General features: G+C 72.1%; 17 protein-coding genes. 5 read left to right on the forward strand and 12 right to left on the reverse strand.

Annotated features, from left to right (window positions below; genetic code table 11):
- The coding region (locus ACFOSY_RS31255) for a carboxyl transferase domain-containing protein (protein ID WP_394313425.1) at positions 1 to 639 on the reverse strand (639 nt) is incomplete at its 3' end.
- A gap of 413 nt (positions 640 to 1,052) precedes the next feature.
- Positions 1,053 to 1,892 carry an SDR family NAD(P)-dependent oxidoreductase gene (locus ACFOSY_RS31260; RefSeq protein WP_394313602.1) on the reverse strand — a complete coding sequence of 280 codons (840 nt, stop codon included), beginning with the start codon at positions 1,890 to 1,892 and terminating at the stop codon, positions 1,053 to 1,055.
- Positions 1,893 to 2,181: 289 nt separating this feature from the next.
- Between ACFOSY_RS31260 and hpnR the strand changes: the two genes are divergently transcribed.
- Both hpnR and ACFOSY_RS31270 read left to right on the forward strand, forming a co-directional pair.
- Entirely contained in the window at positions 2,182 to 3,681 is a 1,500-nt protein-coding gene (gene hpnR, locus ACFOSY_RS31265) for a hopanoid C-3 methylase HpnR (protein WP_394313428.1), read from the forward strand.
- A 208-nt stretch (positions 3,682 to 3,889) separates the two neighbouring features.
- Positions 3,890 to 4,492 carry a YceI family protein gene (locus tag ACFOSY_RS31270; protein ID WP_394313430.1) on the forward strand — a complete coding sequence of 201 codons (603 nt, stop codon included), beginning with the start codon at positions 3,890 to 3,892 and terminating at the stop codon, positions 4,490 to 4,492.
- 97 nt (positions 4,493 to 4,589) lie between these two features.
- Here the strand turns inward: ACFOSY_RS31270 and ACFOSY_RS31275 are convergent, their stop codons facing one another.
- The 6 genes from ACFOSY_RS31275 to ACFOSY_RS31300 form a co-directional block, all read right to left on the reverse strand.
- A complete protein-coding gene (locus ACFOSY_RS31275; RefSeq protein WP_394313436.1) occupies positions 4,590 to 5,939 on the reverse strand; it encodes a hypothetical protein in 1,350 nt (449 codons plus the stop codon).
- A gap of 88 nt (positions 5,940 to 6,027) precedes the next feature.
- Entirely contained in the window at positions 6,028 to 7,629 is a 1,602-nt protein-coding gene (cimA, locus tag ACFOSY_RS31280; protein ID WP_394313439.1) for a citramalate synthase, read from the reverse strand.
- A 911-nt stretch (positions 7,630 to 8,540) separates the two neighbouring features.
- Positions 8,541 to 9,032, reverse strand: a complete 492-nt coding sequence (locus ACFOSY_RS31285; RefSeq protein WP_394313441.1) for a hypothetical protein — start codon at positions 9,030 to 9,032, stop codon at positions 8,541 to 8,543.
- 39 nt (positions 9,033 to 9,071) lie between these two features.
- Positions 9,072 to 10,160: a branched-chain amino acid aminotransferase gene (locus tag ACFOSY_RS31290; protein ID WP_394313444.1), complete on the reverse strand. Its 1,089-nt coding sequence runs from the start codon at positions 10,158 to 10,160 to the stop codon at positions 9,072 to 9,074.
- 251 nt (positions 10,161 to 10,411) lie between these two features.
- Positions 10,412 to 11,455 carry a 3-isopropylmalate dehydrogenase gene (locus tag ACFOSY_RS31295; protein WP_394313445.1) on the reverse strand — a complete coding sequence of 348 codons (1,044 nt, stop codon included), beginning with the start codon at positions 11,453 to 11,455 and terminating at the stop codon, positions 10,412 to 10,414.
- An 89-nt stretch (positions 11,456 to 11,544) separates the two neighbouring features.
- Positions 11,545 to 11,676, reverse strand: coding sequence for a hypothetical protein (locus ACFOSY_RS31300; RefSeq protein ID WP_106967124.1), 132 nt, complete (start codon positions 11,674 to 11,676; stop codon positions 11,545 to 11,547).
- A 335-nt stretch (positions 11,677 to 12,011) separates the two neighbouring features.
- Here ACFOSY_RS31300 and ACFOSY_RS31305 point away from each other — a divergent pair, with 335 nt between their 5' ends.
- Positions 12,012 to 12,218: a DUF5988 family protein gene (locus ACFOSY_RS31305; RefSeq protein ID WP_394313448.1), complete on the forward strand. Its 207-nt coding sequence runs from the start codon at positions 12,012 to 12,014 to the stop codon at positions 12,216 to 12,218.
- Between the two features lie 62 nt (positions 12,219 to 12,280).
- On the opposite strand, the gene pruA is transcribed toward ACFOSY_RS31305, so the two are convergent.
- Both pruA and ACFOSY_RS31315 read right to left on the reverse strand, forming a co-directional pair.
- Entirely contained in the window at positions 12,281 to 13,912 is a 1,632-nt protein-coding gene (pruA, locus tag ACFOSY_RS31310) for an L-glutamate gamma-semialdehyde dehydrogenase (RefSeq protein WP_394313451.1), read from the reverse strand.
- A 36-nt stretch (positions 13,913 to 13,948) separates the two neighbouring features.
- Positions 13,949 to 14,875, reverse strand: coding sequence for a proline dehydrogenase family protein (locus tag ACFOSY_RS31315; RefSeq protein ID WP_006130818.1), 927 nt, complete (start codon positions 14,873 to 14,875; stop codon positions 13,949 to 13,951).
- Positions 14,876 to 15,013: 138 nt separating this feature from the next.
- On the opposite strand from ACFOSY_RS31315, the gene ACFOSY_RS31320 reads away from it, so the two are divergent.
- Entirely contained in the window at positions 15,014 to 16,252 is a 1,239-nt protein-coding gene (locus ACFOSY_RS31320) for a PucR family transcriptional regulator (protein ID WP_394313453.1), read from the forward strand.
- On the opposite strand, the gene ACFOSY_RS31325 is transcribed toward ACFOSY_RS31320, so the two are convergent.
- Positions 16,233 to 16,859: a TetR/AcrR family transcriptional regulator gene (locus ACFOSY_RS31325; RefSeq protein ID WP_394313455.1), complete on the reverse strand. Its 627-nt coding sequence runs from the start codon at positions 16,857 to 16,859 to the stop codon at positions 16,233 to 16,235. The genes ACFOSY_RS31320 and ACFOSY_RS31325 overlap by 20 nt on opposite strands.
- Positions 16,860 to 16,943: 84 nt before the next feature.
- On the opposite strand from ACFOSY_RS31325, the gene ACFOSY_RS31330 reads away from it, so the two are divergent.
- Positions 16,944 to 18,485 carry an MFS transporter gene (locus ACFOSY_RS31330; protein ID WP_394313457.1) on the forward strand — a complete coding sequence of 514 codons (1,542 nt, stop codon included), beginning with the start codon at positions 16,944 to 16,946 and terminating at the stop codon, positions 18,483 to 18,485.
- Positions 18,486 to 18,513: 28 nt separating this feature from the next.
- Here the strand turns inward: ACFOSY_RS31330 and serA are convergent, their stop codons facing one another.
- Positions 18,514 to 20,103 carry a phosphoglycerate dehydrogenase gene (gene serA, locus ACFOSY_RS31335; RefSeq protein WP_394313459.1) on the reverse strand — a complete coding sequence of 530 codons (1,590 nt, stop codon included), beginning with the start codon at positions 20,101 to 20,103 and terminating at the stop codon, positions 18,514 to 18,516.
- Positions 20,104 to 20,156 lie beyond the last annotated feature (53 nt).

The following is a 20,156-nucleotide window of genomic DNA, read 5'->3' on the forward strand; positions in this document are numbered from 1 at the left end:
CGCCTTGACCACGTCCGGGCCGGTGATGAACATCTGCGAGGTGTCGCGGACCATGAACACGAAGTCTGTCAGGGCGGGGCTGTAGGCCGCACCGCCCGCACACGGGCCGAGCATCACGCTGATCTGCGGGATCACACCCGAGGCCTTGGTGTTGCGCTGGAAGATCCCCCCGTAGCCGGCGAGCGCCGAGACACCCTCCTGGATACGGGCGCCGGCGCCGTCGTTCAACGACACCAGCGGCGCACCGGCCGCGATGGCCATGTCCATGATCTTGTGGATCTTCGTGGCGTGCGCCTCACCCAGCGCACCGCCGAAGATCCGGAAATCGTGGGCGTAGACGAAGACCGTCCGCCCCTCCACCGTCCCCCAGCCGGTGATCACACCGTCCGTGTACGGCTTCTTCTCCTCCAGACCGAAACCGGTCGCCCGGTGCCGGCGCAACTGCTCGACCTCACGGAAGGACCCCGGGTCCAGCAGCAGCTCGATACGCTCCCGCGCCGTCAGCTTGCCCTTGGCGTGCTGCGCCTGGGTCGCCTTCTCGCTCGGGCCGGCCAGAGCCTGCGCACGAATCCCGTGCAGTTCGGCCACGCGTCCGCGCGCGTCGGTCGGCTCACCCGGCGCCTCATCCAAAACGGTCATGTAGTGACCTTACGAAGCCGGCCGCTGATTGCGAGCCGTCGACTCCTCACAGTCTCCGGGGTGTTTTCCTGGTAGCACTGAACAGAACCAGGGGGCTGTTCACGCGTTCCGACTGCTCAGAGGCCCTGCGGCTTGTGGGGGTCGCACAAAGGCCGGCCACTGAGAGCCGCCTCACACACGTGGGGCGCGCATGCCTCCCCCGGAGTGACGCTCAAGTCGCAGCCGGGGCCCGGTGGCCGGAATTCCCACGGCGTCCGGGGCGTCGGACACCTCCCGTACGGGGTGATCCCATTCCGGTTCCCCGGGTTGACCCGTTCGGGTCGGGTCGCTCACGCAGAGCGTAGCGGTACTCCCCTCGCGGGGGCGCCGCGCGGCCGTTGTGCCCACCCGGGCGGGCGGGACCGCACCCCGTGTCAGCCGAAGCGGTTCAGGAGCCGGCGGTAGAGGCGGGGGGTGAGGGCGCGGACGCGGGAGGGGAGGGTGAGCCAGGACGGGACGTAGGTGTCGTCGCGGGCCTCGCCGACCGCGTCCCAGACGGCGGCCGCGACCCGGCCGGGCGAGGTGGGGCGCGGGTGGGAGCGGTGGTAGGGGCGGCCGCGGCGGGCGAAGAAGCCCGTCTCGACGGGGCCGGGCACGACCAGCGTGACGCCCACGCCGGTGCCGCGCAGCTCCTGGCGGAGCGCCTCGGCGAACGCGGCCAGTCCGGCCTTGGCTGCGGAGTACACCGCCTCCTCCCGGACGCCCACCGCGCCGGCCACCGATCCGACGAGCACCACCCGGCCGCCGCCGGCCGTCACCATCGCGGGCAGCACCTCGCGGACCAGGTGGAGGGTCGCGTTGAGGTCCAGGAAGAGCACCCGGTCGATGTCGGTGTGCGGCATGGTCAGGAAGGGGCCGGCCCAGCCGATGCCCGCCCCGGCGACCAGCACGTCGATCCGTCCCGTCTCCCGCAGCGCGGCCTCGGCGAGCATCTTCGCCCCGTCCGGGGCGGCGAGGTCGGCGGGCAGCAGGACGGCGGACGTGCCGGACGCGGTCTCCTCCAGCCGCCGCCGGTCGCGTCCGCTGAGCAGCAGATGCCATCCGCCGGCGGCGAAGCGCCGGGCGGTGGCCGCGCCGATGCCCGAGGACGCGCCGGTGACGAGGGCGACGCGGCGGTCCGTGCGGGGCAGGGTCTGTTCGACCGCCGCCGCGGCGGCGGAGGCGGCGGGGTCCGCCGGGGGGTCGTAGGTGGAACCGGAGCCGGTGGTGGTCACGAGTCGGTCTCCCATGCGCTGTCGCTGCGGGCCTCGCCATCCAGGACACCCCCGGTGCGGGGGACCGCGCCAGCGCAGCGCGGCGTTCGCGGCAGCCGCGCAGGCGGCCCTCCGGCGTGTGCGACCGCCGGTGGTCGGGGCGGGCGCGGGGCCGCCGCGGCGCGCCGCAGGACCACTCCTGCGTGCCGCCGGGTGGGCCATGCGGGCGTACGGGCAGTACGCGGTCCGGCCCCCCGGGTTACGAAAGGGACGTCCCGCCCTGTTCCCGGCACCGTGACGAGGTCCCCCGATGCGCCTGCTGCTAGTCCACCCCAGCGCCCTGATGTACTCCGAGATCTTCCTGCGGCTCGAACCCCTGGGCCTGGAGCGGGTGGCCGGCGCCGCCCGCGAGGCGGGTCACGAGGTCCGGGTGGTCGACCTCCAGGTGCTGAGCGTGCGGCGGCTGCGCGACGAGGTGCGGTCGTTCCGCCCGGAGGCGCTCGGGATCTCGCTGAACTACCTGGCGAACATCCCCGAGGCGATCCGGCTGGCCGAGCGGGTGAAGGAGGAGCTGCCGGACTGCTTCGTGTTCCTCGGCGGCCACAGCGTCTCGTTCGTCGCCCAGGAGGTCGTCGAGCAGGCGAAGGGGGCCGTCGACGCGGTGATCCGGGGCGAGGGCGAGCCGGCCGTCGGGCCGCTGCTGGAGGCGGTGCGGGACGGCGGCGTGGACGGGGTGCCGGGGGTCGTCACGGCGTCGGGGCGCGGTCCCGCCCCGCTGATGCTGCACAGCATCGACACGCCCCTGCCGGCCCGGGACCTGATGCGCAGCCGGCGCCGCTACTTCATCGGCGAGCTGGACCCGTGCGCGTCGATCGAGTTCACCCGCGGCTGCCCCTGGGACTGCTCGTTCTGCTCGGCGTGGACGTTCTACGGCCGCAGTTACCGCAAGGCGTCGCCGGAGGCGGCGGCGGACGACCTCGCGGCGATCCGTGAGCCGAACGTGTTCATCGTCGACGACGTGGCCTTCATCCGGCCCGAGCACGGCAACGCCATCGCCGCGGAGGTGGAGCGGCGGCGCATCCGCAAGCAGTACTACCTGGAGACCCGCGCCGACGTGCTGCTGCGCCACCCGGAGGTGTTCGAGCGGTGGGCGCGGCTGGGGCTGCGGTACATGTTCCTCGGCATGGAGGCGATCGACGCCGAGGGGCTCGATCTGTACCGGAAGCGGATCAGCCCGGACGAGAACCTGAAGGCGCTGGAGACGGCCCGGCGGATGGGCATCCGGGTCGCCATCAACCTGATCGTGGACCCGGCCTGGGACGAGGAACGCTTCCGCGTGGTGCGGGAGTTCGCGACGGCCGTGCCGGAGATCGTGCACTTCACGGTGATGACGCCGTACCCGGGCACGGAAATCTGGCACACCGAGTCGCGCCGGCTCACCACCCGCGACTACCGGCTGTTCGACATCCAGCACGCGGTGGTGCCCACCACGCTGCCGCTGGACCGCTTCTACGAGGAGCTGGTGCGCACCCAGGCGGTCATCAACCGCAAGCACCTGGGGCTGCGCACGGCGTTCGGGGCGGCGCGCGTGCTGGCCAGGAACCTGGCGCACGGGCAGACGAACTTCGCCCGCATGCTGTGGAAGTTCAACCAGGTCTACAACCCGCGCCGGCAGCTCGCCGACCACGCGCGTCCGGTGCGTCACGAGCTGCCGCTCCCCCAGCGGCTCGACGTGGGCGACCGGCGCCAGCTGTACGTCCACACCCGCGGCGCGACCCAGGGCGCCCCGGCGCGTCGGCTGCCGGATTAGGGCCGCCGCGCACTCGGCCGCACGAGCGGTCACATGTCCGGCCGCATGTCCGACCGCTCGTTCTCACTCGTTCGAGTGAACGGATCGGGACACCTTCCCCGAAAGATGTTGAAGTTTGAAGGGAATGGGTCTACGGTGGCCCGTGTTGAGTTAGTTGAAGATTCAACGGGATCTTCCCCGTCCCCTCAGTCCCCTCAGGAGGAACACCATGGGTCTCTTCGGCCGCAAGGACGACGACAAGGGCGCCACCGACTCCGCGGTGAGCCCGGACCTGGCAGCACTGACCGGCGAGTACGAGCTCGACCCGGCGCACACCACGATCGGCTTCGTCGCACGCCACGCGATGGTCACCAACGTCAAGGGTCACTTCAAGGAGTTCTCCGGGACGCTGCACCTCGACGGGGCCGACCCGAGCAAGTCCACCGCCTCGCTCGACGTGGCGATGGACAGCATCGACACCGGCAACGCCGACCGTGACGGTCATCTGCGGAGCGCCGACTTCTTCAAGATCGACGAGTTCCCGACCATGACCTTCCGCTCCACCAAGGCCGAGGCCCTGGGCGGCGACGACTACCGCATCACCGGCGACCTGACGATCCTCGGCACCACCCGGCCGATCAGCATCGACCTGGAGTTCAACGGCGCCGCGAAGGACCCGTTCGGCAACGAGCGCGTCGGCTTTGAAGGCAAGGCCGAGATCCTGCGTTCCGAGTGGGGTCTGACCTGGAACGCGGCCCTGGAGACGGGCGGCGTGCTGGTCTCCGACAAGATCAAGCTGAACTTCGACGTCTCGGCGATCCGCAAGGCCTGACGCCCCGCCCCACCCGAGCGCGCCCGCTCCTCCCGGCACGGGAGGGCGGGCGCTCGGTGTGTCCGGGGTACGCACGCCGGTCAGGTGCGCGCCCCGGTCAGAAGCCTCCGCCGAAGTCGCCGCCGCCTCCGAAGCCGCCGCCGCCCATGTCGCCTCCGCCGAACCCGCCGCCGAAGTCGCCGGAGTCGAAGTCCGCGCCGGAGACGTCACCGCCGTCGTAGCCGCCGAAGTCGCCGTACCCGGAGCCGTAGTCGGACGCGTAACCGGGGCCGGCCATCATGCTGCCGAGCAGGGTGCCGGCCAGGAGTCCCGGCAGCAGTCCGCCGCCGAAGTAGCCGCCCGCCCAGGGGCCGTACGCCGGGCCGGCCTCCCAGTAGGGACGGCGGCCGTACTCGGTGTCGACCTCGCGGACCGCGGGATCGCGCCCGTCGGCCAGCCGGGCCTGGTCGGCCGCGCACACCGGCACCTCGCGCTCCGCCCCGCCGGGCGGGGTCCACCGGGCGTCGGCGACGGCGGGGCCGTGGCGCGGGTCGAAGAAGCACGGCGGACGGCGCTCCGGTACCGGCCTGCCCTCACGGCGGGCGGTCAGCGAGGCGAGCGCGTACCGGCCGTCCTCCACGGCCTGGGTCACCGCCCGGACGTCCTCCGGTTTGCGGGCCGCCGCCATGTACGTCTTGGACTGCTCGTAGGCGTCCAGCGCGCGCTCGTAGTCCGCGCGCATCGCGTCGTCCGCGCCCGCCTCGCCCGGGTGGAAGTCGAGCCGGTCCAGTTCCTCGCCGAACGCGGTGATGTCCTCGTCCACCACGACCCGCAGCTTCTCCAGGGCGGCCGCCTGCTCCTCCTCGTGACGGCGCCTGCGGCGGCGGGTCACCGTGTACACTCCGACCCCGCCGGCCGCCACGAGGGCGCCGACCGTGATCAGCCCGCCGACGGGCACGTCCGGGGAGCCGTCGCTCCAGGAGCCGGGCGCGCCGCCGTCGATGCTGCGGATCGCGGTGTCGACGAAGTCGTTGAGCTGGGCCTTGGCGTCCCCGGCGCCCTGCACGGACCCGACCAGGTTGGACACGCCCTGCCGGCTCAGCACGCTGCTGTCGGCGCGGGCGTCGAACCGGTCGCCGAGCCGGACGCCGTACAGGCCGGTGACGCCGGTCTCGGTGCGCAGGTCGCGGAAGAGGTCCTGGGTGGGGAAGTCGGCCGGGAGGACGGCGACGAAGACCGGTTTGTCGGCGTCCTCGATCTTGTCGGCGAGGGCCTCGGCGTCGGACTCCGACAGGATGTCCCGGGCCGCGGGATCGACGTAGACGGGGCTCTCGCGCAGGTTCTCGGCGACGACGGAGACGTCCGTCGCCGCCTGCGCCCCCGGCGCACCGGCCAGCAGGACCGCCAGCACGGCGGCCACCGGCAGGATCAGCAGACGGAGGAGGGTGCGCGGCGATGCGGCCTTCATATATTCGAAGCTACCTGAATACGCCGCGAAACGGACATCCGAGCCGGAGGCATTCCTGCCGCCCTCCGGCCCGGAGATCCCCGGGGTCTCAGACGGGCTCCACCCCGGCGCGCAGCAGCCCGTACGTGTAGGCGTCCTCGAGCGCCTGCCAGGAGGCGGCGATGACGTTGTCCGCGACGCCGACGGTGGACCACTCCCCCGCCCCGTCGGAGGTCGAGATCAGCACCCGGGTCGTGGACTGGGTGCCGTGCTCGTTCTGCAGGATGCGGACCTTGTAGTCGACCAGCTCCAGCTTGGCGAGCTGCGGGTAGATCTTCTCCAGGGCGACGCGCAGGGCGCGGTCGAGCGCGTTCACCGGGCCATTGCCCTCGGCGGTGGCGACGATGCGCTCGCTCTTGGCCCACAGCTTCACGGTGGCCTCGTTGGCGTGGGTGCCGTCGGGGCGGTCCTCGACGATGGCGCGCCAGGACTCGACCTCGAAGTAGGTCAGCGGCCCGCCCTCCACCTCGGCGCGCAGCAGCAGCTCGAAGGAGGCGTCGGCGGCCTCGTAGGTGTAGCCCTTGAGCTCGCGCTCCTTGACCCGCTCGACGACCCGGCCGACCAGTTCGCGGTCGTCGCCCAGGTCGATGCCGAGCTCCTTGCCCTTGAGCTCGATGGAGGCCCGGCCGGCCATGTCGGACACCAGCATCCGCATGGTGTTGCCGACCTGCTCGGGGTCGATGTGCTGGTAGAGGTCCGGGTCGACCTTGATCGCGGAGGCGTGCAGTCCGGCCTTGTGGGCGAAGGCGGAGACGCCGACGTAGGGCTGGTGGGTGGAGGGGGTGAGGTTGACGACCTCGGCGATGGCGTGCGAGATGCGGGTCATCTCGCGCAGCCGGCCCTCGGGCAGCACCTTCTTGCCGTACTTCAGCTCCAGCGCGGCGACGACGGGGAACAGGTTGGCGTTGCCGACGCGCTCGCCGTAGCCGTTGGCGGTGCACTGGACGTGGGTGGCGCCCGCGTCGACGGCGGCGAGGGTGTTGGCGACCGCGCAGCCGGTGTCGTCCTGGGCGTGGATGCCGAGCCGGGCGCCGGTGTCGGCGAGCACGGTGGCGACCACGGCCTGGATCTGCGCGGGGAGCATGCCGCCATTGGTGTCGCAGAGGATCACCACGTCGGCGCCGGCCTCGGAGGCCGCGCGCACGACGGACTTGGCGTAGGCGGGGTTGGCGCGGTAACCGTCGAAGAAGTGCTCGCAGTCGACGAAGACACGGCGGCCCTGGGAGCGGAGGTGGGAGACGGTGTCGCGGACCATCTCCAGGTTCTCGTCCAGGGTGGTGCGCAGGGCGAGCTCGACGTGCCGGTCGTGGGACTTGGCGACCAGCGTGATCACCGGCGCGCCGGAGTCGAGGAGCGCCTTGACCTGGGGGTCCTGGTCGGCGGTGGTGCCGGCGCGGCGGGTGGCGCCGAAGGCGACCAGCTGGGCGTGCTTGAACTCGATCTCCTGCCGGGCCCGGGCGAAGAACTCGGTGTCCCGCGGGTTCGCGCCGGGCCAGCCGCCCTCGATGAAGCCCACGCCGAACTCGTCCAGGTGCCGGGCGACGGCCAGCTTGTCGGCGACCGTGAGGTTGATGCCCTCGCGCTGGGCGCCGTCGCGCAGGGTGGTGTCGAACACGTGGAACGAATCGTCGAGCTCGCTGGTTGCGGTCATGGTCTCAAGGCTCCTGTACTGGATCTCGGTCTACCGGAATGACCGGTTCCACCGTTCCCCCATGGTCCCTCGCGCCAGGTTCCCGGCTGCGGGTGGGCCGAGAAACAGAAAAACCCCTCGCGGGTGCGAGAGGTCTGCGCGCGGGTCGAGGACGACGGTGTCCGCCCGTACGGTGTCGTACGTGCGGTCACTGCGGACCGGCGCGCCTGCTGCCAATAATCGTGGCGAACGAGAGCACGGAGGAATATTGGCACACCCCGCCCGCCCACTCACCGACCGTCTCAGGATACGGGCGGCGAGGGCGGCGGGGTGAGACGCGGAGGCGCGCCGGTCGCCTCACGGCGGGGCGGGGCGGGGCTCCTGCGGCGCGAGCGGGTACGGCACGGCCCGGTCGCCGGCGGGTGCCGCACGGGCCGGGCCGCCGACCGACCGGCCCGTCCCGGGCTCCCGCCCGCGCGCCTGCGCGCAGCGGCTCCGGGGAAACCCCGTGCCTGGTCCAGGCCCTGGACACGACCGGCGCCGCACAGGCCGACCCCCTGCTCGTGGCCCAGGCTCCGGACACGACCGGCGCCGTGCAGGCCGACCGCCGACCCGCTACTCGTCCCGGCCTCCCGACCACGCCCGCACGCCACCGGGACAACTCCTGCGTGGCCCAGATCCTCGACACGACCGCTGCCGTGCGGGCCGGTCGCCGGCCCGCCGCCCGCCCGGCTCCCACCCGTGTGCCGCGCAGTGCGAGCCGCCCGCTCCGGCTCGGCGCCCACCGTCCGGCAGTGGGGAGCGAGGGGAACGGGAGTGCGTCGCCGGTCGGCTGCTCGGTTTCGGGCTCCGCTCGGGCGCGGCGCGTGAGCCTCTCCTCTCCCGCTCCGCGCTCACCGCCCCGGCAGCAGCTGGCGGCGACGCACCGCGCGTCAGCGGGCGGGCTCCACGCGGACCGCGTCCGGCATCAGCCGGGTCTCGTAGCCGCTGGTGCAGTCCGCGCAGGCGATCGCCACCTCGGCCCCGCAGCCGCAGATCCGGTTGACCCCGTCCCGTCCGTCGGGGCCGCAGCAGCCGCCGTGCCGGCCGGCGTCCGGGTGCGGGGCCAGGTCCACGACGTCGTCCGGGTGCAGCACATACGTTCCGCGCGGCCCCGCGGAGACCAGGAAGCCCCGCTCGTCGGTCAGCCACATGCCGCCGGGCACGACGCCGTCGTACTCCGCGTCGGGGCCGGCCGGGACGAACGGCGCCCCGAAGGGCAGCGGGTCGACGACGTACGTGCCCCGCGGGACGCTCGGCGGGCCGTGCCGTCGGCCGTCCGGGCCCGGACGTCCGTCCCAGCCGGGGTACCCGGGCGTCTCGGCGAGCCGGCCGACCGGCTCGGTCAGCCGGGTGCCGCAGGCCCTGCAGAGCAGAACGTCCACGCGTACGTTCTACCGGACGGGCCGGGGCCCGGGAGGCCGTCAGGCCAGCTTGTGCATCCAGCCGTGCTTGTCCTCCGCCGTGCCGCGCTGGATGTCGAGGAGGGCCTGGCGGAGGCGGAGGGTGACCTCGCCCGGCTCGCCGCCGCCCTGCTGCCACTCTCCGCTCGCCCGCTTCACCGTCCCGACGGGCGTGATCACCGCGGCCGTGCCGCAGGCGAAGACCTCGGTCAGCGTGCCGTTCTCCGAGTCGCGCTGCCACTGCTCGACCGAGACGCGCTCCTCGACCGCCTCGTAGCCGAGGTCGCGGGCGACGTCCAGCAGGGAGTCACGGGTGACGCCCTCCAGGATGGACCCGGTGAGGGTGGGCGTGACGATCTTGTTCCCGTACACGAAGTACAGGTTCATGCCGCCCAGTTCTTCGACCCACGTGTGCTCGACGGCGTCGAGGTAGCAGACCTGGTCGCAGCCCTTGGCGGCCGCCTCGGCCTGCGCGAGCAGGGAGGCCGCGTAGTTGCCGCCGGTCTTGGCGTCGCCCATGCCGCCGGGGACGGCGCGGACGCGGTCCTCGGAGACCCAGATCGACACCGGCTTCACGCCACCCGGGAAGTAGGCGCCGGCCGGGGAGGCGATGACCAGGAACAGGTACTCGTTGGCGGGCTTCACGCCCAGGCCGACCTCGGTCGCGATCATGAAGGGGCGCAGGTAGAGGGACTCCTCGCCGCCGTGGGCCGGCACCCACGCCTGGTCCTGGGCGACCAGGACGTCGCACGCCTCGATGAAGGTCTCGACCGGCAGCTCCGGCATGGCGAGACGGCGGGCGGACCGCTGGAACCGCTCGGCGTTCTTCTCGGGGCGGAACGTGGCGACGGACCCGTCGGGCTGCCGGTAGGCCTTGAGCCCCTCGAAGATCTCCTGGGCGTAGTGCAGCACCGTGGTCGCCGGGTCGATGGGGATCGGCGCGTACGGGACGAGCTGGCCGTCGTGCCAGCCGCGGCCCTCGGTCCACTTGATCGTCACCATGTGGTCGGTGAAGTGGCGGCCGAAGCCGGGGCTGACCAGAATCGCTTCGCGTTCCGCGTCGGAGAGCGGATGGGCCGAGGGCTTCAGCTCGATCGTGGGCGTCGTCATGAGTGGTTGTCCTTCACCGGTTGTAGTGACGGGCCGCGCTCACGCCCGTACGGCGCGTGGCCAGTACTAGGACGTCCGAGCATTCCCTCAAGCCGCGGCTCCGCGTTCGATTATCGCCCGGCGGAGGCGGCGGAAGAAACAGGGTGAATACGGCCCGGTGGTCGTTGACGGCACCCGGCGGTGGAACACGTCGAAGCCGCCGGGTGCGGATGCGACCCGGCGGCTTCGAGTGTGTCGAGGTGGGCGCCGGGTCAGCCGGCTACTCGCGCGGCGAGGGCGTCGCCGATCTGAGAGGTCGAGCGGGCGGGCAGGGCGCCGCGCTCCGCGAGGTCGGCGGAGACGGCGTCCTCGATGCGGGCGGCCTCGGCGTCGTGGCCGAGGTGGCGCAGCAGGAGCGCGACGGACAGGACCGTGGCGGTGGGGTCCGCCTTGCCCTGTCCTGCGATGTCCGGGGCCGAGCCGTGCACGGGCTCGAACATGGACGGGTACTCGCGGCTCGGGTTGATGTTGCCGGAGGCCGCGACGCCGATGCCGCCGGAGACGGCCGCGGCGAGGTCGGTGATGATGTCGCCGAAGAGGTTGTCGGTGACGATGACGTCGAACCGGCCGGGGTCGGTGACCAGGTAGATGGTCGCGGCGTCGACGTGGATGTAGTCGGTGGTGACGTCCGGGTACTCCGCGGCCACCTTGGTGAAGACGTTCGTCCACAGGTGGCCGGCGAAGGTCAGCACGTTGTTCTTGTGGACCAGCGTCAGCTTCTTGCGCGGGCGCGCCTGGGCGCGGGCGAAGGCGTCGCGGACCACGCGCTCGACACCGAAGGCCGTGTTGACGGAGACCTCGGTGGCGACCTCGTGCGGCGTGCCCTTCCTGATGGTGCCGCCGTTGCCCGTGTAAGGGCCCTCGGTGCCCTCGCGGACGACCACGAAGTCGATCTCGGGCTGCCCGGCGAGCGGGGTGGCGACGCCCGGGAGGAGCTTCGACGGACGCAGGTTGACGTGGTGGTCGAAGGCGAAGCGGAGCTTGAGCAGGAAGCCCCGCTCCAGGACGCCGGACGGGACGCTCGGATCGCCGATGGCGCCGAGCAGGATCGCGTCGTGCCGCCTGAGCGCGTCGAGGTCGGCGTCGGTGAGGGTCTCACCGGTGGCGTGGTAGCGCCGGGCGCCGAAGTCGTACTCCTCGGTCTCCAGCTTCACATCCTGCGGAAGGACGGCGGAGAGGACCTTCAGGCCTTCGGTCACGACCTCCTGGCCGATGCCGTCACCGGGGATCACTGCGAGATTGATGCTGCGAGACATGCGGGCACCCTACTCCTCGTCCCACGGGATGACATGAGGCGTCCGGCATACGGACGCCCCGCGCGTGTCGGCGGCCGGCCTGCGGCGGCTCAGTGGCCGGTCGAGCCGCCGTTGTCCCGGCGGTCGAGGGCGCGCTGGAGGGCGGCGGCGGCGTTCTTGCGGTCGTTCTCGGCGCTGCGGACGGAGCGGCGGACGCGGCGGCGGGCGGTCGTCTCGGGCATGAGGGATCGACTCCTTCGTGTAAGACGCGCGGACTCGAAGATGCGCGGAGGGTGACGAGACGCCGGAAGGGGCGGGGAGCCGGGCCGCAGGGGTCGCCTGCACAGGGCCTGCTCACAACCGCCGTTCGCTGGATCGAGCGATGCGTTCGGCTCCTACAAAAGTAAGGGCGTCGGTCGCATCTGTCTGCACAATTACTTGGGCTTCCTACTATCTGAGACGGCGGCACCGCCCCTGCCCCGCCGACCTGCGCTTTTCCGGATGCCGGCTCGGCCACCCGGCTGATCCCCGCGCCCGGCGGGCGACTGCCGCGGGCGGGAGGGGAACGGTGACCGGCATGAACGACACGGCGAAGGTGTTCCTCGAAGGCGGTCCTGACGATCTGCCCGAGCGGATCGTCCCGGCCCCCAGCCCCGGCCCGGACGTCAAGATCGAGCACCGCAACGGCTACGAGCACTTCCGGCCCGCCTCACGCGAGGCGGACACGCCCGAGGGGCGGCTGCCGGTGTACGAGTGGTGGGAGCGGACGGAGATGCCGGGCTGACCCCGGACGACACGAAGGGGCCGGGCGTCACGCGCCCGGCCCCTGTCACGTGCGACGCGATGTCAGCCCATGTGCGGGTAGGTGTAGTCGGTCGGCGGGACCAGCGTCTCCTTGATGGCGCGGGTCAGCGTCCAGCGCATCAGGTTCTGCGGGGCGCCGGCCTTGTCGTTGGTGCCGGAGGCACGGCCGCCGCCGAACGGCTGCTGGCCGACCACGGCGCCGGTCGACTTGTCGTTGATGTAGAAGTTGCCGGCCGCGTAGCGCAGCTTCTCCATCGTGTACGCCGCCGCCGCGCGGTCGTTCGCGATGACCGAGCCGGTGAGGGCGTAGTCGGACACCGACTCCATCTGGGTCAGCATCTCGTCGTACGCGTCGTCCTCGTAGACGTGGACGGCGAGGATCGGGCCGAAGTACTCGGTGCGGAACACCTCGTTCTCCGGGTCGTCGCACTCGATGACGGTCGGGCGGACGAAGTACCCGACCGAGTCGTCGTAGGTGCCGCCCGCGACGATCGTGCAGGCCGGGTCCTCCTTGGCGCGGTCGATGGCGGCCTTGTTCTTCGCGAAGGACCGCTCGTCGATGACGGCGCCGATGAAGTTGGACAGGTCGGTGACGTCACCCATCTTGATGCCGTCCACCTCGGCCGCGAACTCCTCCTTGAAGCCGGAGTTCCAGATCGAGGCCGGGATGTACGCGCGCGAGGTGGCCGAGCACTTCTGGCCCTGGTACTCGAAGGCGCCCCGGGTCAGCGCGGTCTTCAGGATCGCGCGGTCGGCGCTCGGGTGGGCGACGACGAAGTCCTTGCCGCCGGTCTCGCCGACCAGACGCGGGTAGGTGCGGTACTTCTCGATGTTCTGGCCGACCGTCTTCCACAGGTGCTGGAAGGTCTTGGTGGAGCCGGTGAAGTGGATGCCGGCGAGGTCCCGGTGCTCCAGGGCGACCTTGGACACCTCGATGCCGTCGCCGGTGACCAGGTTGATGACGCCCTTGGGCAGCCCGGCCTCCTCCAGCAGCTGCATCAGCAGCACGGCGGCGTGGGTCTGCGTCGGGGACGGCTTCCACACCACGACGTTGCCCATCAGCGCGGGCGCGGTCGGCAGGTTGGCCGCGATGGCGCTGAAGTTGAAGGGCGTGATCGCGTAGACGAAGCCCTCCAGCGGCCGGTGGTCCAGACGGTTCCACACGCCCGGGGAGTTCGCCGGGGGCTGCTCGGCGAGGATGCCGCGCGCGTAGTGGACGTTGAACCGCCAGAAGTCGACCAGCTCGCAGGGGCTGTCGATCTCGGCCTGCTGGGCGGTCTTGGACTGGCCGAGCATGGTGGAGGCGGCGATGGTCTCGCGCCAGGGGCCGGCCAGCAGCTCGGCGGCGCGCAGGATGATCGCCGCGCGGTCGTCGAAGGCCATCGCGCGCCAGGCGGGGGCGGCGGCGAGGGCCGCGTCGATCGCGTCCTGGGCGTCCTGCTGCGTGGCGTTGGCGTACGTGCCCAGGCGGGCCTTGTGGTTGTGCGGCTGCACGACGTCGAAGCGGTCGCCGCCGCCCATCCGCTTCACGCCGCCGATGGTGCAGGGCAGCTCGACCGGGTTGTCGGCCAGCTCCTTGAGCTTGGCCTCCAGCCGGGCACGCTCGGGGCTCCCGGGGGCGTAGCCGTGCACCGGCTCGTTGACGGGGGTGGGGACCTGGGTCACAGCGTCCATGGGTTCCGTAACTCCTTATCTCTGAGCGGTGTGGTGTCAGCCCTTGGTGATCATGCTGCGGGCGAAGAAGCGCAGGTTCGCCGGCTTCTCCGCAAGACGCCGCATGAAGTAGCCGTACCAGTCGGTGCCGTAGGCCGTGTAGACGCGCATGCGGTGGCCCTCGGCGGCGAGCCGGACGTGCTCGTCGCCGCGGATGCCGTAGAGCATCTGGAACTCGTACTCGTCGAGCTTGCGTCCGGCGGTGCGGGCCAGTTCCTGGGCGATGGCGATCAGGCGCGGGTCGTGAGACCCGATCATCGGATACCCCTCGCCCTCCATCAGCGTCCGCAGGATGCGCACGTACGCCTTGTCGATCTCGTGCTTCTGCTGGTAGGCGACCTCGGCGGGCTCCTTGTAGGCGCCCTTCACCAACCGTACGCGACTGCCCGCGGCGGCGAGCCGGCGCGCGTCCTCCTCGGTGCGGAAGAGGTAGGCCTGGATGACGCAGCCGGTCCCCGGGAAGTCCTTCCGCAGCTCCTCGTGGATGGCGAACATCGAGTCGAGGGTGGTGTGGTCCTCCGCGTCCAGGGTGACCGTGGTGCCGATCTCCGCGGCGGCCTCGACGACCGGGCGGACGTTGGCGAGGGCCAGCTCGTGGCCGCCGGGAAGCGCCTGGCCGAACATGGACAGCTTCACGGACATCTCCGCGCGCGGGCCGAGCTCCAGCGGCTTCAGCCGGTCGATCAGCTCCAGGTAGGCGTCGCGGGCGGCCTCGGCCTGCTCGGGGGTGGTGATGTCCTCGCCGACGACGTCCATGGTCAGCTCGAGACCGTTGTCGGTCAGCTCCCGCACGATCGGCAGGATCTCGTCCACGGTCTCACCGGGGATGAAGCGGTCGACGACCTGCTTGGTCACCGGGGCCGCCGAGATCAGGCGTCGCATCCGGTCGCTGCGCGACGCGGCGAGAATCACGGGACCCAGCACGGGGCACCTCCACAAGCTGCGAGAGGCCGCCACCCGACGGTTCGGGGACGGCACGGAGAACCACCGTGAAACCTAAGGATGACCCTGATCCTGGGCCATCGACAGACGTCACGCATCCCTGACCGAGATCTCAGACAGATGTATGAAGGGCACCTTCTTTTGCGGCAGAATGCCCGGGTGACGTCGGAATACAGGGACGACTACCAGGAGCTCGTGGACGAGATCTCGGAGCTCCTCGGCGCTCCGGCGACCCTGGAGAACCGCGACTTCGAGCTGATCGCCTTCGGCGCGTACGACAGCGAGGGCGACCTCGACCCGTCGGCGCTGGACCCGGTGCGGGCCCGCTCGATCCTGACCCGGCGCTCCACACCGGCCGTCCGCGCCTGGTTCGAGGGCTTCGGCATCACCCGCGCGACCGGCCCGGTCCACATCCCGCGCACCCCGGAGGCGGGCGTGCACCGGGGCCGCGTCTGCCTGCCCGTACGCCATCGCGGGGTGGCCCTCGGCTACGTCTGGCTGCTGGAGGACGACCCCGGGCCCTCGGCGGAACAGCTCGACGCGGCCATGCGGGTGACGGCACGGATCGGCGCGCTGCTCGCCGACGAGGCACAGCACGGCGCGGACCTCACCCGTGAACTGCGTGCGGTGCTGACGGCGGAGCGGGGCTGGCAGCGGGACATGGCGGTCGCCGAGCTGCGCACCGCCCTGGGCCCGCGCGCGGAGGGCCTGCACACGGTGGTCTGCGTCGCGCCCTGGCCGTCCGCCGACCCCGACGAGGCGCCCTCGGTCCGCACGGTGCCGGGCGCGACGGCACTGTGCACGCTGCCGTGGGGCGCCACGGCCGTGTCCCTGGCGCTGCTGCTGCGGCTGCGCTCCGCGGACGTGCTGGCGCCGGCGACGACCGCGGCCGGGCGTCTGCTGGAGCGGGCCCGGGACGGCGGGGCGGCGGGCCGGTCCGGGCCGCCCCCGGTGGCCGCGGGCATCGCCGCGCCCCGTACGGGCCTGGCCGATCTGGGCACGGCCTGGGACGAGGCGTCGGCGTCGGCGCGGGCGGCGCTGGCCGAGCCGCGCCTCGGTCCGGTGGCCCGCTGGAGCTCGATCGGCCCGTACCGGCTGCTGACCGCGCTGTCCCCCGGCGCCGCGCACGACCCCGCCGTCAGCCCGCTGCTCTCCCCCGCGCACACGGAACTGGCCCGCACCGCGGAGGTGTACCTCGACTGCGCGGGCCAGGCCGGGCGCACGGCGGCGGAGCTGGGCGTGCACCGCCAGACGCTGTACTACCGGCTGTCGCGGGTCGAGCGGCTCACCGGCCTGGACCTGGACGACGGCGAGGACCGTCTGCTGCTGCACATGGCGCTCAAGGCGCACCGTCTGTAGTGGCACCGGCTGAGGACGGACCGTCCGCGGGCCCCGTGACGGCCTCGATCACCTGGCGCAGGCCGGCGGTGAGGCGCTCCCCGTCGGGCGCCGACTTCGGGTCGAAGGTCCACTGGGCGATGAGGCCGGTCATCAGGGTCACGTAGAACGCGCCGAGGGTGTCGGCGGTCTCGTCGGACACGTCCTCCTCGCGGCCGCCCATCAACAGCGGCACCAGACCGCGCCCGGCCTCGCGCTGGGCGAGCGCGAGATGGTCGCGCACCTCGGGCAGCCGGTCGCCGAAGGCGAGCACCTCCATGCTGAGCCGCCACACCGAGCCGGGCTCCTTCATGGTGCCGACGATGTTCGACCACACCCGCTCGAACCGCTCCAGGGAGCCGGGCACGGTCTCGTCCACGGTCCCGTCGCCCTCGAAGGCGTCGCCCATCCCCTCGACCAGGGAGACGTAGGCCTGCGCGAGCAGCGCGTCCTTCGACCCGTAGTGGTAGCCGATGGACGCCAGGTTGGTCCCCGACTCCTTGACGATGTCCCGTGCCGTGGTGCGCACGAAGCCCTTGGCGAGCAGGCAGCGCTTGGCGCCCTCCAGCAGATCCTCACGGTGTCCCATGGTGTCACCTTATCCATGCCTCCATACGCACGTCTTATACGCTTGTTCTAGACAAGCGTATAAGACGTGCGTACAGTCACCGGCATGACAACGAACCCGTCCCGCGCCGGCCGCCGTGAGTGGACCGCGCTCGTCGTGCTGATGCTTCCGCTGCTGCTGGTCTCGATGGACGTCTCCGTCCTCTACTTCGCCGTCCCCGAGATCAGCGCCGACCTGGAGCCGACCGGCACCCAGCAGCTGTGGATCTTCGACATCTACGGCTTCGTGCTGGCCGGCCTGCTGATGACCATGGGCGCGCTCGGCGACCGCATCGGCCGCCGCCGGCTGCTGCTGTGCGGCGCGGCCGCCTTCGGCGCGGCCTCCCTGCTCGCGGCCTACGCGCAGTCCGCCGAGACCCTGATCGTGGCCCGCGCGGTCCTCGGCATCGGCGGCGCCACCCTGATGCCGTCGACGATGGCGCTGGTCCGCACGATGTTCACCGACCCCCGCCAGCGGGCGCAGGCCATCGGGCTGTGGTCCGGGGTGATGACGGGCGGCATCGCGCTCGGCTCGGTGATGAGCGGGCTCCTCGTGGAGCACTTCTGGTGGGGCTCGGTCTTCCTGGTCAACCTGCCCGCGATGGTGCTGCTCCTCGTCCTCGGCCCGCTGCTGCTGCCGGAGTCCCGGAACGCCTCCCCCGGCCGCTTCGACCTGCCGAGCGTCCCGCTGTCGATGGCCGCCGTGCTGCCCGTGGTCTACGGCCTGAAGGAGCTGCCCTCGGAGGGCTGGAACGTCCGGTACGTCGTCTCGATCACCGTCGGCCTGCTGTTCGCCGCGCTGTTCGTGCACCGGCAGCGCACCACGGCCTCACCGATGATCTCCCCCGCCCTCTTCCGCGGGCACGGCTTCACTCCCGCGCTCACCCTCAACACCCTGTCGGCCTTCGGGATGATGGGCTCGGCCCTCTTCACCACCCAGTACCTCCAGTCGGTCCTCGGCAAGAGCGCGCTGGAGGCCGCGCTGTGGAGCCTGCTGCCGTCGGTGCTCATCGGGGCCGCCGCCCCGGTCGCCGCCCAGCTGGTGCAGCGCGGGGCCGAGCGCGCGCACGTCGTCACCGCCGGGTTCGTGATCTCCGCCTGCGGTTACGGGCTGCTCGCCCTGGCCGGCACGGACTCCCTGTGGCTGGTGCTGGCGGCGTGCGGGGTGCTGGCCGCGGGCATCGTCGTCGTGATGTCCCTGCTCACCGACCTGGCGCTCAGCTCGGTCCCGGTGGACCGGGCGGGTTCGGCGTCCGCGCTGCTCGAGACCGGCACGGAGTTCGGCGGAGCCCTGGGCATGGCCGCCCTCGGGTCGATCGGCACGGCCGTCTACCGGCACGCGATGCCGGACACCGCGCCCGAACCGGCGCGGGAGACCCTCGGCGGAGCGCTCGCCGTCGCCGACGGTCTGCCGGGGCGCGCGGGGGACGCCCTGGCCACGGCGGCCCGCGCGGCGTTCACCGACGGGATGCGGGGCGCCGCGATCGCCGGGGCGCTGCTGCTGCTCGTCGCGGCGGGCATCGCGGTGGCGGGACTGCGGCACATCCGGGTGCGGCCGGAGACGGAGAACGCCGGACAGGCCGAGGAACTCAGCCCGTCCGGCGTGTGAGCCCGACGAAGGGTGACGAAGGGTGGGGTCAGACGAGGTTCACGGAGCGGGCCGAGGTGGCGCCGATCTCCGCGGCCAGCTCGCCCAGCACCGAGGTGGCGACCGTGTCGTCGACGGTCAGGACGGCGAGCGCCTCGCCGCCGACCGTCGCACGGGCGACCTGCATGCCGGCGATGTTGATGCCCGCCTCGCCGAGGATGCGGCCGACGGTGCCGACGACACCGGGGCGGTCCTCGTAGCGCAGGACGACCATGTGGTCGGCGAGCGCGAGATCGACGTCGTACTCGCCGACCGCGACGATCTTCTGGACGTGCTTGGGGCCGGCCAGCGTGCCGGAGACCGAGATCTCCTCGCCGTCCGCGAGGGTGCCGCGCACGGTGACCACGTTGCGGTGGTCGGCCGACTCCGAGCTGGTGGTCAGCCGCACCTCGACACCGCGCTCCTGCGCGAACAGCGGGGCGTTGACGTAGGAGACGGTCTCGTCGACGACGTCCTCGAAGACGCCCTTGAGCGCGGACAGCTCCAGCACCTTCACGTCGTGCTGGGTGATCTCGCCGTACACCTCGACGTCGAGGCGGACCGCGACCTCACCGGCGAGGGCGGTGAAGATGCGGCCGAGGCGCTCGGCGAGCGGCAGGCCCGGCTTGACGTCCTCGGCGATGACACCGCCCTGGACGTTCACCGCGTCGGGGACCAGCTCACCGGCGAGGGCGAGGCGCACCGAGCGGGCGACGGCGATGCCGGCCTTCTCCTGGGCCTCGTCGGTGGAGGCGCCGAGGTGCGGGGTGCAGACGACCTGGTCGAACTCGAAGAGCGGGGAGTCGGTGCACGGCTCCTTGGCGTACACGTCGAGGCCGGCGCCGGCGACGCGGCCCTCCTTGAGCGCCGAGTACAGCGCCTCCTCGTCGACGATGCCGCCGCGCGCGGCGTTGATGACGCGCACGGTCGGCTTGACCTTGCGCAGCGCCTCGTCACCGATCAGGCCCAGCGTCTCGGGGGTCTTCGGCAGGTGGACGGTGATGAAGTCGGAGACCTCGAGCAGCTCGTCCAGCGACAGCACCTTGACGCCCATCTGCGCGGCCCGCGCGGGCTGCACGTAGGGGTCGTAGGCGACGACCTTCATGCCGAAGGCGGACATGCGCTGCGCGACGAGGGCGCCGATCCGCCCCAGACCCACGACACCGAGGGTCTTCTCGGCGAGCTCGACGCCCGTGTACTTGCTCCGCTTCCACTCGCCGTTCTTCAGCGCGGCGTTGGCCTGCGGGATGTTGCGCGCGGTGGCGACGATCAGACCGCAGGCGAGCTCGGCGGCGGTGACGATGTTGGAGGTGGGGGCGTTGACGACCATCACGCCGGCCTTGGTGGCGGCGGAGACGTCGACGTTGTCGAGGCCGACGCCGGCTCGTGCGACGACCTTCAGCTTGCCCGCCGCGGCGATCGCCTCGGCGTCCACCTTGGTGGCGGAGCGGATCAGGATCGCGTCCACGTCGGCGATGGCGGGGAGCAGTTCGGCGCGGTCCGCGCCGTTGCAGTGCCGGATCTCGAAGTCCGGGCCGAGTGCGTCGACGGTGGCGGGCGACAGCTCTTCAGCGATGAGTACGACGGGTTTCGAGCTCACGTGAGTCCTCACAAGTCCCAATGCGGACGGCCGTCCCGACGGCCGCAGGCGGT

The organism is Streptomyces lusitanus, from assembly GCF_042647945.1.
GTDB lineage: Bacteria > Actinomycetota > Actinomycetes > Streptomycetales > Streptomycetaceae > Streptomyces > Streptomyces pseudogriseolus.

Excerpts from the sequence above, each read along its gene's own strand:
- hpnR (WP_394313428.1), top strand. The coding sequence starts at position 2,182 with ATGCGCCTGCTGCTAGTCCACCCCAGCGCCCTGATGTACTCCGAGATC.
- ACFOSY_RS31270 (WP_394313430.1), top strand. The coding sequence starts at position 3,890 with ATGGGTCTCTTCGGCCGCAAGGACGACGACAAGGGCGCCACCGACTCC.
- ACFOSY_RS31275 (WP_394313436.1), bottom strand. The coding sequence starts at position 5,939 with ATGAAGGCCGCATCGCCGCGCACCCTCCTCCGTCTGCTGATCCTGCCG.
- cimA (WP_394313439.1), bottom strand. The coding sequence starts at position 7,629 with ATGACCGCAACCAGCGAGCTCGACGATTCGTTCCACGTGTTCGACACC.
- ACFOSY_RS31290 (WP_394313444.1), bottom strand. The coding sequence starts at position 10,160 with ATGACGACGCCCACGATCGAGCTGAAGCCCTCGGCCCATCCGCTCTCC.
- ACFOSY_RS31295 (WP_394313445.1), bottom strand. The coding sequence starts at position 11,455 with ATGTCTCGCAGCATCAATCTCGCAGTGATCCCCGGTGACGGCATCGGC.
- ACFOSY_RS31300 (WP_106967124.1), bottom strand. The coding sequence starts at position 11,676 with ATGCCCGAGACGACCGCCCGCCGCCGCGTCCGCCGCTCCGTCCGCAGC.
- ACFOSY_RS31305 (WP_394313448.1), top strand. The coding sequence starts at position 12,012 with ATGAACGACACGGCGAAGGTGTTCCTCGAAGGCGGTCCTGACGATCTG.
- pruA (WP_394313451.1), bottom strand. The coding sequence starts at position 13,912 with ATGGACGCTGTGACCCAGGTCCCCACCCCCGTCAACGAGCCGGTGCAC.
- ACFOSY_RS31320 (WP_394313453.1), top strand. The coding sequence starts at position 15,014 with ATGTATGAAGGGCACCTTCTTTTGCGGCAGAATGCCCGGGTGACGTCG.
- ACFOSY_RS31325 (WP_394313455.1), bottom strand. The coding sequence starts at position 16,859 with ATGGGACACCGTGAGGATCTGCTGGAGGGCGCCAAGCGCTGCCTGCTC.
- ACFOSY_RS31330 (WP_394313457.1), top strand. The coding sequence starts at position 16,944 with ATGACAACGAACCCGTCCCGCGCCGGCCGCCGTGAGTGGACCGCGCTC.